This window comes from Alistipes sp. AM16-43, from assembly GCF_003435745.1.
GTDB classification, from domain to species: Bacteria; Bacteroidota; Bacteroidia; order Bacteroidales; family Rikenellaceae; genus Alistipes; species Alistipes onderdonkii.
The window spans coordinates 15,810-34,198 of record NZ_QTUQ01000004.1 but is presented as its reverse complement, the minus strand read 5'-3'; the positions used below and the strand labels follow the sequence as shown (position 1 = coordinate 34,198).

Here is an 18,389-nt window from a genome sequence, read left to right as displayed (position 1 = left end):
GTGTTGGTGTCCTGTACGTCAGTCTGTGTGCCCGAGTGCGATGCGCTCCGAGTAGCGGCGGCCGAATCGGTCGGTGGCGACCACCTCCACCTCGCGGGCCGATGCCGAGGGGCGTGCCGTGAAATAGAAATTCGTCGGGCGTGGGCGCTGGACTTTGGAGATTTTCCTCCCGGCGGCCTTCAGCGAGTCGATGTGTGCGGTATAATCGGGGTCGTCGAGCGTCGTACGCTGCATGGCGCCGCGGTAACGGCCGTCCTCATACCATACGACCGTCCAGTACGAATCCCAGTTCCACACCTTTGCCACGACGCTGGCCGGGTGCTTGGCCACCTGGCCGGGGTGCCATACGCGGATCTGCCGTGCCGGGGACTCGCCCAGGCTCCGGTATTCCCACGAGAATTCCCCGCCGCATTCGCGGAACAGCTGGAAGCCCTTGGGCGTACCGTCCCAGTTGATCGGATCCCACCAGAGGTTGCCGCAGACCTGCGCTACGTTGTGCTCCGTGACCCCCTCGCGGATGTCGTAATTCGAGTTGAGGTGCGTATGCCCGGTGATGAAGTGCAGTTCGTGCCCGGCGAAGGCGTCCATCAGCCTCTCGGCCGACTCCATGACGCGGTTCCCGAGCCACGATTTCATGGCCGGGGCATGCATCGCGATGCAGACGCGCGACCCTGCGGGCAGGCGTTCGGCATAGGCGGCTGCCCAGCGCAGTTGCATCGTGTCGATCCGCTCCTCGTATTTCTTCGCGCCGTGGTAAACGATGTCGTCGAGTACGATATAGTGTGTGCGCCCCATGTCGAAGGCATAATAGGTGGGGCCGAAATGGCGGCGGTAGTTTTCCGTCGCCTCGCGGTCGGTGTATTTGTTCAGGTCGTGGTCGTGGTTGCCGATCACGCCGTATACGGGTACCCCGAGCCCGGCGAACTCCGCTTTCACGCCTGCGAAGAGTTCAGGGGAGTCCCATACGATGTCCCCGAGCACGATCGCGGCCTGGTTCGCGCCCCGCGTCCTCCCGTTATCGGTTGCCGCCTGCAATGCGGGCATGACTTCGCTCCGTAACCGCCGGAAATGCTCTTCGGTCTTAGGCTGCGGGTCGGCGATCGCCAGCAGTTCGTAGCATCCGTCCGGGCCGGGCCACGGTTGCAATTCGAAGTCGTAGCGTTTGGCCGCCGGGTCGTATGCGCGGTAGAATTGCGGGATGCCCCCATCGAGCGGAGCCAGGTAGCCGGACGGGGTCACCAGACTGATGAACAGCGCCTGGTCGTCGGCATCGAGCGTGAATATGCCCTGCTCATCGCTTTGCGTGAACGTATAACCGTCGGTTACGGCCACGCCGCTCATCGGCTTTCCGCCGCATTTGACCGATCCCCGTATCGGGCGGGCTGCGGCTGCGGCGCCGAGGCTGCAGGCCAGCAGGAAAAGTAACAGGTTTTTCATGGCCGGGTCTTTTCGAATGGTTTCTTTATATTATAGGTGGGAGCCTGTGTCGCTCCGGCTGCAAAAATATTTTAATAATTGGCTTCGTGCGTCGTTGTCACCGGAATGTAATCCTTTTTTCATACCCTGGCAATCGGCTGCCGCTGCGAAAGCTTGTCACTGAAACGGATGCAGGCCGCGGGTGCTGCCCGCGGTTTGCCTTTTACGGTCGTGATTGGATCTCGTGCCGCTTTTTACCTTTTTTGGGTTTTTCGGTTGTATTTGTGTTTTTTATTGTGATGTGTAATATTTTTAATTTCATTATGAAACAAAAATAAATCTTTAATTTTATTTTCCAAAATAAAACACAAAAAAACTGGGCGAAATGTCTGCTTTTTTGAGAAAGAGTGGTTTTGAATCGAAATGTACGCCCTCCATTCCGTCCTGGCCGCGGAAATAAAAATCCCCGGACTTTCCGAAGTCCGGGGTCGGGGAAACGCGTGTCGGCCGTGTCAGAATACGCCGAGGTTGTCGAGGAAGATCAGCAGCAGCACGGCCGGGCAGACGTAGCGCAGCAGGAAGCTGAACAGGCCGTAGATGCGGAATTTCAGCTCTCCGTCGTTGGTGATCTGTGCCTTGAGGATGTGGTGGTCGAGCTTCCAGCCCACGAAGATGCAGGTGAAAAGCCCGCCTGCCGGCAGCAGGATGTTGGCCGTCAGGAAGTCGAGCGAATCGAAAAGCGAGAGCCCGGCGATCTTCCAACTGCCCAACGCACCCAGCGACAGCGATGCCAGCGACGCCAGGGCGGCCGTGGCGGCGGTCGTCAGCCATGCCGCAGCCTTACGGCTCAGGTGCCACTCCTCGTGCAGGTAGACCGTGACTACCTCGTGCAGCGAGATGGTCGAGGTGAGTGCTGCGACGACCAGCAGCAGGAAGAAAATCGACGACCACACCATGCTCAGCGGCATGCCGTTGAAGATACTCGGCAGGGTGATGAATACGAGCGACGGCCCCGACGAAGGCTCGATGCCTACGCTGAATACCGCCGGGAAGATCACCACGCCGGCCAGTATGGCCACCAGTGTGTCGAGGATGGTGACGTTGAGCGCCGTGTGGCGCAGGTTCGTGTCCGGTTTGAAATACGAGGCGTAGGTCACCATCGTGCCGATGCCGATCGAAAGCGAGAAGAACGCCTGCCCCAGTGCGACGAGCACGGTCGTGGGCGTCACCTTCGAGAAGTCGGGGGCGAAGAGGAACTTCAACCCGGCTTCCCCGCCCGGCATCAGCAGTGAATGTACCGACAGTACGATCAGAATCAGGAACAGCAGCGGCATGAGGATTTTAGCCGAGCGTTCGATGCCTTTCTGTACGCCCATGGCGATCACGAAATGGGTTGCGAGGACGAACAGGCAGGTGTAGACGACCGGCCTCCAGGGATTGCTGATAAAGTTCTCGAAGAGACTCTTGTACTGCTCGGCGGTCGAGAAACGAGCGATACTGCCCGTCACCGAGTGCACCATGTATTCGGCCGTCCATCCCGATACTACGAAGTAGAACCCCAGGATCAGGAATGCGGCCAGCACGCCGTTGTAACCCAGAAAACTCCACCGTGGGTTCAGCGCCCGGTAGGCACCCACGGCATTGCGGTGCGAAGCACGCCCCACGGTGAACTCCGCGATCATGAGCGGCAGCCCCAGCAGCAGGACGCAAAGGATGTAGATTATCAGAAATGCCCCGCCGCCGTTGTCCCCGGCTACATAGGGGAAGCGCCAGATGTTGCCCAGCCCCACGGAACTTCCCGCGGCGACCAGCACGGCGCTCAATTTGCCACCCAAGGTGGCGCGACTCTCCTTGTGATGCATAACCTAACCTGTTTATTATCGCAAACGGGTGTGCGCATGCATGCGCACACCCGCCCTATTTCTCCAGCACGACGCTCACCTTCTCGAGCTTTCCGCCCAGCGGCGGCGCCAGTTTCGATACGGTGCATTTTACGTGCCGCACCTGCGGGAAGGTGGCGTAAACCGCCTCGATGATGTTCGTCGCCACCCGCTCGATGGTGTGCTGCGTGATTCGCATCTGCATCTCGACGACTTCGTAGGCCGTCAGGTAGTTGACCGTCTTGCGCACGTCGTCGTCCGTGGCCGCATGGCCCAGTTCGGCCGTCAGTTCCAGGTCGACCGTGAAGCGGTTGCCTACCTTGCGTTCCAGCTCGTAGCAGCCGTGCAGCGCGTGGAATTCCATGCGCGTCAGGACGATGCGGTATTCCATGCTACTCGGCGATTACGAGGTAGTAGTTCTTCTTACCCCTCTGTACGAGCAGGTATTTGCCGGCGATCAGGTCGGCCTCGCCCACCGTACGTGCCGGGTCGGCGACCTTCTCCTTGTTGAGCGACACGCCGCCGCCCTGCACCATCTTGCGGCATTCGCCCTTCGAGGGAAACACCTGCGTTTTTTCGGCGCACAGATCGACGAACGGCAGGCCCAGCTCGGCACGGGCGATGCGGAACTGCGGCACGCCCTCGAACACCTGCAACAGGGTCTCTTCGTCTATTTTGCGCAGCGCCTCCGACGTCGAGCCGCCGAAGAGGATCGCCGAGGCTTCGACCGCCTTTTCGTACTCCTCCCTGGAGTGGATCATCGTGGTGATCTCCTGTGCCAGCCGCTTTTGCAGTACGCGCAGGTGGGGCGCCGCCTCGTGTTCGGCGGTCAGCGCCTCGACGGTTTCACGGTCTAACAGCGTGAAGATGCGGATGTAACGCTTGGCGTCCTCGTCGCTGACGTTGAGCCAGAACTGGTAGAACTTGTAGGGCGAGGTATAGCGCGCATCGAGCCATACGTTGCCGCTCTCGGTCTTGCCGAATTTCGTACCGTCGGCCTTGGTGATGAGCGGGCAGGTGATGGCGAATGCTTCGGCCTCGTTGCCCAGTTTGCGGCGGATCAGCTCCGTTCCGGTGGTGATGTTGCCCCACTGGTCGGCGCCGCCCAGCTGCACCTTGCAGTTCATCGTCTGGTAGAGGTGCAGGAAGTCGAAGCCCTGTACCAGCTGGTAGGTGAACTCGGTGAACGACATGCCGTCGCCTTCGCCGCTGAATCGTTTCTTGACCGAATCCTTGGCCATCATGTAGTTGACGGTGATGCACTTGCCGATATCGCGGATGAATTCCAGGAACGAAATGTCCTTCATCCAGTCGTAGTTGTTCACCAGCACGGCCGCATTCGGGGCGTCCGACTCGAAGTCGAGCAGTTTGGCCAGCTGGCGCTTGATCGCCTCCTGGTTGTGGCGCAGCGTGGGCTCGTCGAGCAGGTTGCGCTCCTGCGACTTGCCCGAGGGGTCGCCGATCATGCCCGTCGCACCGCCGATGAGTGCCAGCGGACGGTGCCCGCACATCTGGAAATGCTTGAGGATCATTACGCCCACCAGGTGGCCGATATGCAGCGAGTCGGCCGTGGGGTCGATGCCCAGGTAGGCCGTCGTCATCTCTTTTTCGAGTTGTTCCTTCGCGCCGGGCATGATCGTGTGGATCATCCCGCGCCATTCGAGTTCTTCGATGAAATTCTTTGTTGCCATTTTTATTGTTCGTTCTTTTTATTCTACTTCCAAGTCCAGTGCTTTGCGGAGTTCCGCGACGAGCGGGTTCTTCTCCGTGATGTAGCGGACGCGGTCTTCGAGCTTGATCGGGCGTGCCGCCCGGATCTCTTCATTGACCGTGACCTCCAGTTCGATCATACCCTCGATGCCCGCCAGTTCGGCGATGCGCATCAGCATCCCGGTTTTGCTGCGCAGGATCTCCTCGCGCAGCTCCGTCGTCGGTACGCTCACCGAGATCGTGTTGTCGCGGAACGCCATCAGTTCGAAAGCCGGCACGAAGCGCGGGCGTTTCTCCTTGATGAGGTTCAGTATCCTGCCTCGGGCGTGCTCCAGTTTTTCGGCACAGTCCGGGTCGATGCGCACGGTTTCCGGTTCGTCGGGCGTTTCGCCGTCCGACAGCTCCTCGTCGGGGTCGCCGCCTGCCGAGGCGAGCAGCTCCGAGAGCGATGCGCCCGAGATCAGCGGCCGTCGTTTCATCTCCGGCGCGGGCTGTACCGGGAGTGTTCCCTGTGCAGTCGGGCCGGCGGATGTACCCGCTGCCGGCCTTCCGGCCGGGGACGCGGCAGGCATTGCTGCGGACGTCGCTGCGGAAGGGGGTGCCGTTGCGGCTCCTGCTGCTTGCGCTGCCGGTTGTGCCGTTGCGCTTGCCGGGGCTGCGGGGTTGCCGGAGGCGCTTGTCGCCGGGGCATTCGTTGCCGGATTGCCGGTCGCGCTAACCCCTGCCGGTTGTGCCGTTGCGGCTGCCGGGGCTGCGGGGTTGCCGGAGGCATTTGCCGCCGGGGCGTTCGTTGCCGGATTTCCGGTCGCCGAAACCTCTGCCGCTTGTGCCGTTGCGGTTGCCGGCTGCCCGGCCGCTGCCGGAGCCGCCGCAGATGCGGGGCCCGCCGTGCGGGGGGTGAGGGTAGGAAGGGGATATTCCCCGGAAGATGTCAGAGAGTCATTTTTTTTTTGGCCGAGCCCTGCGATCTTCATCAGGCCCAGCTCGACGAGCAACCGCTGGTTGGACGATTGCCGGATCTTCCCGTCGAGCTCCGTCAGGCAGGAGATGGCTCCGAACAGGAACTCGACATCGCAGGCGCCCGCCTGCGTCCGGTATCGTTCGAGCAGCGTCCCGGTCATTTCGATCAGCCGCAGCGTTTCGGGGCGCTTGGCCATCAGCAGGTCGCGCATGTGGCGGTTCAGCCCCGCCATGAAGGTCTGCCCCGAGAAACCCCGCGACAGCACGCTGTCGAAGGTCACCAGCGTATCGACATAGTTGCCCGCGAGCAGCATCTCCGTGACGCTGAAGTAGGTGTCGTAGTCCAGGACGTTGAGCGTCTGGGCGACGTTGCGGTAATCGAGCGCCTTGCCGCAGAACGACACGGCCTTGTCGAACATCGACAGGGCGTCGCGCATACCCCCGTCGGCTTTCTGGGCAATGAGGTTGAGCGACTCTTCGTCGGCTGCGATGCCCTCCTGCGAGGCGATGTATTTGAGGTATTCGACGCCGTCCTCGACGCGGATGCGATTGAAATCGTAGATTTGGCACCGCGAGAGGATGGTCGGGATGATCTTGTGTTTTTCGGTCGTTGCGAGGATGAAGATCGCGTGTGCGGGCGGCTCTTCGAGCGTTTTGAGGAAGGCGTTGAACGCCGCCGCCGAGAGCATGTGCACCTCGTCGATGATGAATACCGAGTAGCGCCCTACCTGCGGGATGATGCGCACCTGTTCGATCAGTGTGCGGATATCTTCCACCGAGTTGTTCGACGCGGCGTCCAGCTCGTGGATGTTCAACGAGCGCCCTTCGTTGAACGAACGGCACGATTCGCATTCGTTGCAGGCCTCCGATCCGTTGGGGTTCAGGCAGTTGATGGCCTTTGCGAAGATGCGGGCACAAGTGGTCTTGCCTACGCCGCGGGGGCCGCAGAACAGGTAGGCGTGAGCCAACTGCCCGCGCTCGATCGCATTTTTAAGCGTGGAGGTGATATGTTTCTGTCCGACGACCGAGGCGAAGGTCGCGGGGCGGTATTTCCGTGCGCTGACGATAAAATCACTCATAGTAGCGCAAAGATACGAATTAAGAATTAAATTAAAAATGAAACCCGCCTACAAAATGACAGCCCTCTCCCCATACCCGGGCGAAGGGCTATGCATGGCGGGCCGGGCAGCCTGTTGCACCCGCTCCTCCGGGCTGCCTGCCGTTTTTATTTGGCGGCGGCCTTCCGCAGTCCGAGGAGCCCGAGCAGTCCCGGGTGCGACGGTTGCGTCCGCTTGGCGGGCGGCAGGGATATTTGCGATCCCATCAATTCCTGAAACTCCTGGCTGAATCCCGTATCCATACCTGCAGATGAGGTGAATGTCAGTTCCCCGAATACGGGGTTTCCGGCGACTTCGTAAAGGTCGACCCGTACTTGGGGGAATCCTGATGAGAGCCGTTTGGCCGCATCGAGCATCCGGTCGAGGGATGCCGGACGCGGGATATCACACTGATGTGGGTCGTAATATTTTCCGGTGACGTAATGACCTATGTTTTTCCATGTCCTGGCATCGTACAATCCTGTTTTGACGTCGGATGGCGATTTACGGTTGTAGCAGACCATGCAACAATAGGGGTTGCCATCGAAACAGTAGAATTTATAGTCGATGAGCGAATTGCCGAATGCTGGTTCTGAGGGAAGGAGGCGTTCGGCGATAATGCGGGGTTTAATACCAAAATAGTGGTGTTCGGCCGTCATGCGGCCGAATTTCTTTCGCAGGGTGTGGTTGAGTGTACGGCGGATCGACCGGATGTCGGCTTTTTGCCTGTCGTTCACGATGATAACTTGTCCGTAGCCGTTATTGGTTTTCAGCACGAACGTGTCGGGGAGATTCCCCCCCCCGCTGAAGTCTATCTCCTCTGCGGATTCCCATACCCCGTATAATTCGTTGAGCATCCATCCCAGCCCGCATTGCTCGACATACTCGCGGACGCGGTACTTGTCGGCCAGTTGCGACCAGCGGGTGGTGTCGGCATGGAGCATCATCCAGAGGACTTTTTCGTTGAAGGTTCGGGGGTTTTCGAGGTCGGGGTCGGTGCCGAATCGTTGCCGGTAGCGTATCCTGACCAGTTTTTCCGGGTTACGGTACGCATAGTAGCGCATCTGCAACCGCTGCCATTTGCGCAGCAGGAACGGGGGTTTACGGTATGTCATGAACGTGAAGAGTGAGAGTTAGGTGTGGCGAAGATAATACATTTCGGGCGATGTTCTGCTGTTTTATGCCGTATTGTGTGATTCTTCCGCAATAAGGCTGCCGTTTTGGCGCCTCGTGTCAGTCCCGTGTGTGACAAAGGATGACACATTGGCCGGAAAGCCGGGTTGGCAGGCGTTTTGCGGGTGTAGTATACGAAAGTTTGAAAAACAAATTATCAGAGATATGAACATCAATACGTTAACTGTAAAAGCGCAGGAGGCTCTGCAAAGTGCATTGTCTCTTGCCCGGGAGCGCGGACAGCAGGCTGTCGAGCCGCTCCATATTCTGAGCGTGCTTGTCCGCGAGGACGATTCGCTCGCCACGTTCCTCCTGGGGCGTGTCGGGGTGAATGTCCGCGGCCTGCGCGACGAGGCCGGCCGGGCCGTCGCGTCCCTGCCGAGGGTCGAGGGCGGCGGCGACCAGTTCTTTTCGCAGGACTCCTCGAAGGTGATCCAGCGCGCCGTGGACTTTACCCGGAACTTCGGCGACAAATACGCGTCGGTCGAACACCTGCTGCTGGGGCTCGTCGCCGAGCGCGGGCAGGCCGCCGACATCCTCAAGCGCAGCGGCGCCACCGAGAAGGAACTCCTTGAGGCGATCCGCACCTTCCGCAAGGGGGCTACGGTCGATTCCCAGACCTCCGAGCAGCAGTTCGATGCGCTGGGCAAGTATGCCATCAACCTCAACGAACAGGCCCGTTCGGGCAAGCTCGACCCGGTGATCGGCCGTGACGAGGAGATCCGCCGCGTGTTGCAGATCCTCTCGCGGCGTACCAAGAACAACCCGATCCTCGTGGGTGAGGCGGGTGTCGGCAAGACCGCCATCGCCGAGGGTATCGCACACCGGATCGTCGACGGCGACGTGCCCGAGAACCTGAAGTCGAAGGTGATCTACTCGCTCGACATGGGTGCCCTGATCGCGGGTGCGAAGTACCAGGGTGAATTCGAGGAGCGTCTGAAGGCCGTCGTGCAAGAAGTCGTGGCCAGCGACGGCGACATCCTGCTGTTCATCGACGAGATCCACACCCTCGTGGGCGCCGGCAAGTCGTCGGGTGCGATGGACGCCGCCAACATCCTCAAGCCTGCACTTGCGCGGGGCGAGCTGCGGACGATCGGCGCCACGACGCTCGACGAGTTCCAGAAGTATTTCGAGCAGGACAAGGCCCTCGAACGCCGTTTCCAGAAGGTCATGGTCGACGAACCGAGTCCCGAGGATGCCATTTCGATCCTCCGCGGCCTGAAGGATCGTTACGAAAACCACCATCAGGTGCGGATCAAGGACGAGGCGATCGTGGCCGCCGTCGAGTTATCGACGCGTTACATCACCTCGCGGTTCCTGCCCGACAAGGCCATCGACCTGGTGGACGAGGCGGCCTCGCGGCTGCGGCTGGAGATGAACTCCGTGCCCGAGGAGATCGACACCCTCGACCGGCGTGTGCGCCAGCTGGAGATCGAACGCGAAGCGATCCGCCGCGAGAAGGACAAGGAGCGCGTCGAGCACCTCACCAAGGAGATCGAGGAGCTCAAGGCCCGTGACGCCGAAATGCGTGCCAAGTGGCAGGGGCAGCGCGATCTCTTGAAAAAGATTCAGTCGAACAAGGACAAAATAGAAGCCCTGAAGATCGAGGCGCAGCAGGCCGAGCGCCAGGGCGATTACGGCAAGGTGGCCGAAATCCGCTACGGCAAGATCCAGGAGGCGGAGAAGGAGATCGCCGCGTTCCAGGAGGAGTACAAACTGGCGTCGGCCAACGGCTCGATGATCAAGGAGGAGGTCGATGCGCAGGACGTCGCCGAGGTGGTGTCGCGCTGGACGGGCATCCCCGTGACGCGCATGCTGGCTTCCGAGCGCGAAAAACTGCTGCACATGGAGGACGAGCTGCATAAGCGCGTCATCGGGCAGGAGCAGGCCATCGCCGCCATTTCCGACGCCGTGCGCCGTTCGCGCGCCGGGCTGAACGACCCCCGCAAACCGATCGGCTCGTTCATCTTCCTCGGCACCACCGGTGTCGGCAAGACCGAGCTGGCCAAGGCGTTGGCCGAGTTCCTCTTCAACGACGACTCGATGATGACGCGTATCGACATGAGCGAATACCAGGAGCGTCACAGCGTGTCGCGTCTGGTCGGGGCACCTCCGGGATATGTCGGTTACGACGAGGGCGGCCAGCTTACCGAGGCCGTGCGCCGCAAGCCCTATTCGGTCGTGCTGCTCGACGAGATCGAGAAGGCCCATCCCGACGTTTTCAACATCCTGTTGCAGGTGCTCGACGACGGCCGTCTGACCGATAACAAGGGCCGTACGGTGGATTTCCGCAATACGATCATCATCATGACCTCGAATATGGGTTCGCAGGTCATCCAGGAGAATTTCGCGGAGGCGTTCAACGGTGAGAAACTCGCCCCCGAAGTGGTCGAGAAGACCCGCCGGGATGTGATCGACCTGCTCAAGCAGCAGCTCAAGCCCGAGTTCCTCAACCGTATCGACGAGATCGTGATGTTCGAGCCGCTGACGCGCCGGGATATCGAACGCATCGTGGACATCCAGCTCGGTGTCGTGCGCAGGATGCTTGCCGAAAACGGCATCCGCCTCGAATACAGCGAGAAGGCACGCGAATGGATCGCTGCCGCCGGTTACGACCCGCTCTACGGTGCGCGTCCCGTGAAGCGTACCATCCAGCGCTATGTGGTCAACGACCTGTCGAAGCGCATCCTTGCGGGCGACGTCAACCGTGAGCAGCCGATCCGCATCGACGCCGACGACAAGGGGCTGACCTTCGCGAACTGATCTGCAACGACCCGGCCCCGTGAGGGGTGGGGAGAGGTAAACCGGCACCCGGCTTTACGCATGGACGTAAAGCCGGGTGTTTTTTTAGCGGGTTTCCCACCCGGGAGTGCATGCGACCCGGGTTCCGTCGTCGTAGGTGTGTTCTTCCCGCGAATTTTCCCGGGATTGGATACATATGTAGACCATCTCCTTCTGCGAGGTGTTGCACAGGCCCCTTACCCCTGCCGGCTGTCGTCCTGTCTATTTCACGAACTTGCTGAAAAATTTCCAGAGCTCCTCGCCCGTGTCGATGTCCTGTTCGCCCCACGAATGTTTCCCGCCGACGATCTCGTAGAGCCAGACTTCGCTGCCGCCCGTGCCGCCCGTGAAGCGGTGGGCGATGACCTTGCGGCCGTTTTCCGGCGTGCGCCCGGGAATCGTGTCCGTCTGCATGCCGGTGCATTTGTTCTTGGCTGCCCAGTAATGCACGGCCATCGGTACGGCGACGTAGGCGCCCCAGCCGCCTTTATTGTCGAGGTCACCCTCCCACGCCGACGTGCGGTCGGCCGTGCCGTGTATTTCGAACAGGGGCACGGGGTGCGTGGAATCGTCGGCCTTGTAAAGCCATTTGAGCATCAGCCCCGATACGGGTGCCACAGCCGCGAACAGGCGGGGGCGCTGCGCCGCGAGCTGGTAACACATCTCCCCGCCGTTCGACATGCCCGTGCAGAATACGTTGCGGCGGCTCAGCCCGTGTCGTTTTTGCAGGTGGCGCACCAGCTGTGCGATGAACTTCACGTCGTCGACGGCCATGTCCGCCTGGAACGGGTAGCCTGCGTTCCAGCATGTCTTGCCCCGGCCGTCCTTCGCGCCCTGCGGGTAGCAGACGGCAAAGCCGTGGCGGTCGGCCGCGGCGTTCAGCCCGAAGCGGCCCGGGTCGTTGTTACCGCCGTAACCGTGCAGGACGACCACCAGCGGGGCGCCTTGGGGCAGCCCCTGGGGCAGGTGGAGCTTGTAGCTGCGTTCGATGCCGCCCGAGCGCATCGTGTAGGAAGGGGTGTCCGGATTTGCGGATTGGGGCCGGGCGACGGATGCCGCCAGCAGGAGGAGTGCCGTAAAAAGACCCTTTACGACGGAGGGGTTCGAAAGGTATTTCATGCTGTCGGAATTTTCGGGGCTCAGAGCCCTTTCCGGGCGATGCGCCAGGCCAGGCTGTTGTAAAGCCCGATCAGCGGCCCCCGCCAGCTGCGGGGCAGGGCGTTGAGGATGCGTACCTTGTGCAGCGTGCGGCGGTAAGTCTTCGTGTAGCCGAAGAACCGGATAGCCCTCGCCGCATCCTTCGTGCCCCCCTTTGCACTGATGATGAGCGCTTTTCCCAGGGCTGCGCGGGCCACGAACTCGTTGTATCCGTCTGCCGCCGCCGGGTCGTAAAGCTCCTCGAACGAGTAGCGCGTCCGCTCGGGCGTGTAGATGGCTGACGACCGGTTCGAGGCCACCTTCGAATAGTTTGCCAGCGGCTTGGGCGAAAAGCAGACCTTGTAGCGCCGGGCGATCTTGATCCACATGTAGAGATCCTCGCCGATCTTCATTCCCTCGGGGAATCCGCCCACTGTTTCGAATACCGCGCGCGGGACGGCGCTGGCCGACGGGATCGAGATATAACGGTGCGCCGAGTCGCGGAAGAAGTCGGCGACCACGCCGCGCTCTGTGGGGGTGGGGGCGGGGAACCGCCCGTCATGGCTGACGATGTTGAAGGCTGTCGAATAAATCCCGCAGTCCGGGAATTCGGCCGCCATCGAAGCGATCTCCTCCAGGAATCCCGGTTCCCACGTGTCGTCGGCGTCGAGCAGGGCGATCAGGTCGCCCGTCGACTCGGCGATGGCGCGGTTGCGTGCCGCGCAGACCCCGGCGTTCGCTTGCGTGACGAGCTTCACGAGCGGCGATGCGATGGCACGCACGGCGCCGGCACTCCCGTCCGTCGATCCGTCGTCCACGACGACGATCTCCGTGGGCTGCAAAGTCTGTGCGAGCACCGAGTGTAGGGTGTCGCCGATTTCGCGTTGCTTGTTGTAGAGGGGTATGATGACCGAGATGGTTGCCGATGCCATTTGTTGCGGTTTGGTTTCTTGCGAAGATACCGATCTTTTGCTACATTTGCAAATAAAACCCTGTTCATGACCGCATCCGAGAAGCTCATCGCATTCATCCGCAATACGTTCGACACGGCGCTTTACTTCGCCGTGATGGCCGTCAAGGAGAATTTCCGCAACTATATCCGCCGTGCGGGCCCGACGGGCGACCCGTCGCGCGGGATGGTCATTCTGGGCAACGGCCCTTCGTTGTCGGACGACCTGCCGCGATTGATAGCGCGCCGCGAATACGAGGCGAAGGATTTCATGGCGGTCAACTTTTTTGCCGAGGACGACCGCTTCGAGGTGGTCAGACCGGGTTATTACGTCCTTTCCGACCCGATGTTCTTCCGCGACAGCGAATGCCGCGACCGCGTGGCCGCGCTCTACCGCACGCTCGATAGCAAGGTCACGTGGCCGATGACGCTCTACGTACAGTTCTATAATCCCGAAAAGTTCGACTACCGCGCCGCGCTGCCCAACCCCCGTATCCGCATCGTTCGCTTCCATACGCAGGTCTACCGCGGTTTTGGCAGCGTCGGCTTCTGGCTTTTCCGCCACGGCCTGGGCAGCGCCAATTTCGGCACGGTCGTGCAGGTGGGCGAATACGTCGCCCTGTTACTGGGTTACCGGCGGATCGAGCTCTACGGGGTGGATCATACGTTGCTCGACGGGCTATGCGTCGACGATGCGAACCGCCTGTGCCGTGCCGACCGCCACTATTACGATACCCTTCCCCCGGCTCCGCAGCCCATCTACATGAAGGTGCCGCACGTGCCCTATACGATGTCTGTATACCTGGCCGAGGTGGCCGAACTCTTCCGCGGGCACGAGGTGCTGCGCGACTATGCCGCGTCGCTCGGTGCGCGGATCGTCAACCGCACCCGCGGCTCGATGATCGACGCCTACGAACGCGGGGCGGAGTAACGCCGCCTTTTTGAAATAAAGGAAGCGACCTGGAAAAGGTCGCTTTTTTATGCTCATCTCGGATTCCCGTTCCCTACCCCAGCCGCCGGCTTGCCGCGATGATCTCGGCCATCGTGAAATCCTCGGGGTTGTCGATGTCCAGCCCTTCGATGCGGTCTACGACAGCCATGTAGGGTTTTTCCCCGATGCGGCGTCCGCGGCCGCACCAGAGCGTGCGCGGGAAAATGAAAAATGCGCTGGTTTCGATATAGACCGGCTCTATGGTCTGCGTGCGGGGGATGTCGTCCAGCGCATAGTTGAGCGGCCGGCCTTCGAACCAGGCGAAGGTCTGGATCTTCTCGGCGCTGAACGCCGAATCGTACTCCCCCGACCGCACGTGCCGCAGGGCGTCCGCCACGGTCTCCGCGCGGATGAACGGCGAGGTGGCGTGCGCCAGCACGTAGAGGTCGGCCTCGACGTCGGCCGTGAAACTGTCGTAGATCTCCCGCCCGAGCGTCGTGTCGCGGTCGAGGCCGGGGCTGCGGCGCAGGAAACGCACGCCTCGGGGGAGGTATTCGCAGATGCGTTCGTCGCTGCAATAGGCGTACACCTCGTCGATCTCCCCGATGCCGGCGAGCGTCCGCAGGATATGGCACATCAGCGGCTCGCCGCCCAGCAGGCGGAGGTTTTTGCCCGCTACCCGCTGGCTGTTGAGGCGTAAGGGGACGAATGCTACTGTTTTCATCGCTATCTCTCTTTTTTGTCGGTCTGTGTCAATGCCCCCCCCCTCTTGTCGGTCGCTGCTGCCGGAGTCCCGCGAAGGACACCGGCCCGCGGACTGTGGCCGGGAGCTTTGCAGGTAAATTATTGCACCAGCAGGTTGCAACCCCTGATGTCGCTGTGGTCGATGCGCCCTTCTACCTCGAACGCCCCGTCGGCAGCCACGCGCCCCACGTCCTGGGTCTGGATGAAGGCGCACGACCACCATGAAGCCAGGTCGGCGATGTCCAGCCCGCCGCGGGAGCCTGCCGGCAGGCGGTCGAACGGATCGTTCACGTCGCGTGCCGCGACCCGCATCCAGGCCGGGCAGCGGAAGATATTCCCGCCCTGCGAGTAGGCCTGCGACGTGAGTTCCGCCATGCCGTATTCGGAGTGTATCCTGTCTACTCCGAATGCGTCGCACAGGATTTTGTGGAATTCCGCTTTGGGGATCTCCTCGCGGTATCCCTTCATGCCGCCCGTCTCCATGACGATTGTGTCGTCCAGCTTCGGGGCGTAACGCTCCGCCAAATCCCAGAGCGCATAGCTCACGCCCAGCAGGATCTTGGGCTTGGGGTCGCGGCGCATCGCCTCCAGCAGGGCTTCGTGGTCGTCGAGGTAAAAGCCGCCCGAGCCGCAGTCGGACAAAAGCCGGTCGGCCATGTAGACCAGCGACGAGCCTTTGCGCCGCAGGTAGTTGGGCAGCAGTGCGTAGAGGCTCCACCGTGCCGGTTCGCCGTAGAACGTCCGGAACGAAGCGCGGAACGCTTGTTCGTAGAGCGACAGCGAGCGCATCGGGTGGCGCGACGGGGTCATGCCGGTGGTGGACGACGAAGTGAAGACCGCTTCGGGCTCCGGGCCGCCGCAATACACTTCGTGGGTCTTGAAAAGCCCGATCGGCAAGTAGGGGATCGCATCCGCCGTCCGCACCTCCCCGGGCTGTACGCCGATCAGGGACAGATACTCGCGGTAGGGCGCGCATTCCGCAGCCTGGCGCCGGAATACCTCCAGCGCCGCCGCTTCGAATGCCGCCTCGTCCGCGATGCGGAATATGTCGTCGGGTGTGCTCATCGAGTGTAAAGATAGGAAATAAAAATGAAAGTGAGAGCAAACCGGTGTGATAAGACTGTCGAATAGCGATTTAGACGAAGATTGGACAAACGGGCGCAGCCAAGTAAAACCATCAAAAAGCCAACTCAAACCGGAATTACGTTACTATCCTGTTACTTTTTTGAGCTGGCGGAAAAGTTTCAGATGGTTTTCAAAGAGCTGATTTACACGCTTTCAAAGGCTGTTTCATCTATAAATGTAACCGAATTTTCGGAAGGCGGAAGAGACAGCACGAAAAAAGACGATCTCAAAGGCTTTAAGGAATCCGCTGAAGTCTATGGCAAGGGCATCGTGCATTTCCCTAAGGACTGTAAGTTGTATTGTGGTCGTGGTCTGGCCCGTAACCAGAGCGGAGACAAAAAAGGTGCATGTGAAAATTGGAGGGAAAGCAAAGAAATAATACGGATATGTATTATGATTCTAATGACTCTTGTCCGCTGTTCTTTGTTTCGTTAAAAGTAGACAATATTTTGTATATCATTCTACGATTAAAAAGGACAAATATTCCGTAAACAATTATCATGGCAAGCCAAATGAGTGCCATTTTAAGAGCAGGCACACCGCTGAAAAGGAGAATTATTTGCGTAATAAACCCGAAAAACGTATACCCCGTGACTAATGCCGCCAAAGCTCTGCTTGCCATCGCCCCCACCTTGATCCGCAGTATTCGAAACAAGAGATACAAGAGGAACGAGAATAAAGGTACGCCAAACGCAGCCAATGCAACTACAACTCCCTGGGCATTCTCGTTATTTTGCAGATAATTTAGAATATCAGAAACGAATTCCGTCATATTTTTTCTCCTCTTCAGATATGTGCAACAACGGTTTGTCAGTATAACCCATTGGACGGGCAAACAACAAGGCGGGCATTTCGTGAATACCGATATTATACATATTCACGCTTTCATTGTAGAGTTCGCGGCGGTCGGAAAGCATATCTTCCAAATCCGACACCCGAAGTTGGAGGGTGCGGAAACTCTCCACAGCTTTCAGCTCGGGATAGTTTTCCGAAACGGCGAAAAAGGAATTTAGCAGTTTGCCGACTTCATTAGCCAGTTGTACTTTTTCATCGGTAGAGCGAGAGGAAAGAAAAGCGGTTCGTAGCTCTGTAAGCTGATTTAACAGCGATTCTTCGTATCCCTGTGTCTTTTTTACCACAGCAATAAGGTTGGGTATTTCATCTACACGCTGCTTTAATATTACATCGATATTGGCAAAATTTTTATCTACATTGTACTTCAGCATAACCAACCGGTTGTAAATGGCAACGCCTCCGGAGACAATGCCGACAATGATAACTCCCAAAATAACGAAAGCAATAATAATTCCCATATTCACTGATGCTTAAAGATGATTGTTTTTTCTTGATTGGAAGGGAGTATATATCCATACTGACCGGATGAAATACCCTTGTTGCCGAAAGGCAGGTTTATTTGCAACTCTCCGTCACGGTATTCGATGTGACAAAGCAGTATCAGTGAAGCGATAATACCCAAAACGGAGGTATAACAGATCAGACTATTGATAAGCGGCTTTGCCCTGTTGTATTTGTTGAGTGTTTGTGAAGGCATGAGCGTATATACCTTCTTCGTTTCTTCGTACCGGAAAACCGTTTTGCCTCCTCGTGTATCTGCCATTCCTATAAGCAGTACTTTATCGCCGGGCAACAACAACCGCTGCGTGTATCGCTTTCCTTCTTTTTGATACCGCTTGTTTATGGGCAGACACAAAAGATTCAGCTTTTCGGGTGTAACGTCCAATATGCCCGTTTCGTCCTGTATGGAGAATGCGTTGCATTTATTCTCGCTGTGAACGGTGGTATACGAAGTTCGTCCTTCGCTGTCGTGGTCTATATCTTCTATTTCGTATTCGTATGCAATACACTCCGTGTCACCGATAGGAGCAATGAGTTTTCCTCCGGGAACAACTATTCCTTCCACTTCGGCAAGCCCCATAGCCACAGAACGTATAGGAGAGGTAGGCAATATTGCCTGTAAACGCATAAAATGACGGTCACCCCCGGGATTTTTCAGCGCGAAAAGAGGAAGGATAATAAATACCACCAAAAATATTAGCGGCAACGAGACTTCCATAATAAACATAATAACGAGCATTCCAATAATCCCCGATATATAAGTTCCCGTTACTTTGCCCGCAGTGAAGACGGAAACTTTTTTTCCGGTTTTCCGGTATTCAGCTTTGACTTTTCTTAATCTCCTCACCAAAGGCATTATGATAAGGCCGACAATAGCCAACACAAAAGTAAGTACAAAAAGAAGCACCAACGCACACAAGCCAAAGCCCGGTTTAATAACCCCTAAGAAGCATACAAGAGTTGGTTCCAGAACAAAGAGAAGCCATTTAGGTTTATAGTCCCAACCGTATATTCCGCCTAAAATAACATGATGAAAAAGCGCCACAAAAGCCGAAAATGGTATCAGAACAAAAACCACTCCAACACTTATATCGCCCCAATCTGTCAAAAAGTTGATAAGTTCCTTCATT

15 protein-coding genes are annotated in these 18,389 nt (G+C 58.7%); 2 read left to right on the top strand and 13 right to left on the bottom strand.

Annotated features, from left to right (window positions below; all coding sequences use genetic code 11):
• Window positions 1-18: 18 nt before the first annotated feature.
• The 6 genes from DW189_RS08735 to DW189_RS08710 form a co-directional block, all read right to left on the bottom strand.
• Complete coding sequence (locus tag DW189_RS08735; protein WP_117507589.1) at window positions 19-1,437, bottom strand: calcineurin-like phosphoesterase C-terminal domain-containing protein; 1,419 nt, start codon at window positions 1,435-1,437, stop codon at window positions 19-21.
• A gap of 491 nt (window positions 1,438-1,928) precedes the next feature.
• Window positions 1,929-3,278, bottom strand: coding sequence for a sodium-dependent transporter (locus DW189_RS08730; RefSeq protein WP_022333848.1), 1,350 nt, complete (start codon window positions 3,276-3,278; stop codon window positions 1,929-1,931).
• A gap of 55 nt (window positions 3,279-3,333) precedes the next feature.
• On the bottom strand, window positions 3,334-3,687 hold the full coding sequence (folB, locus tag DW189_RS08725; protein WP_018696138.1) for a dihydroneopterin aldolase: 354 nt from the start codon (window positions 3,685-3,687) through the stop codon (window positions 3,334-3,336).
• A gap of 1 nt (window position 3,688) precedes the next feature.
• Window positions 3,689-4,987 (bottom strand): tyrosine--tRNA ligase, encoded by a 1,299-nt coding sequence (gene tyrS / locus DW189_RS08720; protein WP_022333847.1) that lies wholly within the window; start codon window positions 4,985-4,987, stop codon window positions 3,689-3,691.
• A gap of 18 nt (window positions 4,988-5,005) precedes the next feature.
• Window positions 5,006-7,045, bottom strand: a complete 2,040-nt coding sequence (gene dnaX, locus DW189_RS08715; RefSeq protein WP_117507587.1) for a DNA polymerase III subunit gamma/tau — start codon at window positions 7,043-7,045, stop codon at window positions 5,006-5,008.
• Window positions 7,046-7,191: 146 nt separating this feature from the next.
• Window positions 7,192-8,178, bottom strand: a complete 987-nt coding sequence (locus DW189_RS08710) for an ATP-grasp fold amidoligase family protein (protein WP_022333844.1) — start codon at window positions 8,176-8,178, stop codon at window positions 7,192-7,194.
• A gap of 223 nt (window positions 8,179-8,401) precedes the next feature.
• On the opposite strand from DW189_RS08710, the gene clpB reads away from it, so the two are divergent.
• Window positions 8,402-10,999 (top strand): ATP-dependent chaperone ClpB, encoded by a 2,598-nt coding sequence (clpB, locus tag DW189_RS08705; protein ID WP_117507585.1) that lies wholly within the window; start codon window positions 8,402-8,404, stop codon window positions 10,997-10,999.
• Window positions 11,000-11,239: 240 nt separating this feature from the next.
• On the opposite strand, the gene DW189_RS08695 is transcribed toward clpB, so the two are convergent.
• On the bottom strand, window positions 11,240-12,136 hold the full coding sequence (locus DW189_RS08695) for an alpha/beta hydrolase family esterase (RefSeq protein WP_117507583.1): 897 nt from the start codon (window positions 12,134-12,136) through the stop codon (window positions 11,240-11,242).
• Window positions 12,137-12,156: 20 nt separating this feature from the next.
• The gene (locus DW189_RS08690) at window positions 12,157-13,086 is read right to left on the bottom strand and encodes a glycosyltransferase family 2 protein (protein ID WP_117507581.1); all 930 of its coding nucleotides are present in this window, start codon (window positions 13,084-13,086) and stop codon (window positions 12,157-12,159) included.
• 66 nt (window positions 13,087-13,152) lie between these two features.
• Here DW189_RS08690 and DW189_RS08685 point away from each other — a divergent pair, with 66 nt between their 5' ends.
• Window positions 13,153-14,034, top strand: coding sequence for a hypothetical protein (locus DW189_RS08685; protein WP_018696130.1), 882 nt, complete (start codon window positions 13,153-13,155; stop codon window positions 14,032-14,034).
• Window positions 14,035-14,107: 73 nt separating this feature from the next.
• Here the strand turns inward: DW189_RS08685 and DW189_RS08680 are convergent, their stop codons facing one another.
• The 5 genes from DW189_RS08680 to DW189_RS08655 form a co-directional block, all read right to left on the bottom strand.
• Window positions 14,108-14,758 carry a cytidylyltransferase domain-containing protein gene (locus DW189_RS08680; protein WP_032135401.1) on the bottom strand — a complete coding sequence of 217 codons (651 nt, stop codon included), beginning with the start codon at window positions 14,756-14,758 and terminating at the stop codon, window positions 14,108-14,110.
• Between the two features lie 119 nt (window positions 14,759-14,877).
• Window positions 14,878-15,843 carry an acyl-protein synthetase LuxE gene (locus tag DW189_RS08675; RefSeq protein ID WP_022333818.1) on the bottom strand — a complete coding sequence of 322 codons (966 nt, stop codon included), beginning with the start codon at window positions 15,841-15,843 and terminating at the stop codon, window positions 14,878-14,880.
• A 451-nt stretch (window positions 15,844-16,294) separates the two neighbouring features.
• On the bottom strand, window positions 16,295-16,675 hold the full coding sequence (locus DW189_RS08665) for a hypothetical protein (protein WP_117507579.1): 381 nt from the start codon (window positions 16,673-16,675) through the stop codon (window positions 16,295-16,297).
• The gene (locus tag DW189_RS08660) at window positions 16,656-17,216 is read right to left on the bottom strand and encodes a LemA family protein (protein WP_022333817.1); all 561 of its coding nucleotides are present in this window, start codon (window positions 17,214-17,216) and stop codon (window positions 16,656-16,658) included. The genes DW189_RS08665 and DW189_RS08660 overlap by 20 nt, the downstream gene beginning before the upstream one ends.
• Window positions 17,217-17,218: 2 nt before the next feature.
• Window positions 17,219-18,388, bottom strand: coding sequence for a hypothetical protein (locus DW189_RS08655; protein WP_022333816.1), 1,170 nt, complete (start codon window positions 18,386-18,388; stop codon window positions 17,219-17,221).
• Window position 18,389 lies beyond the last annotated feature (1 nt).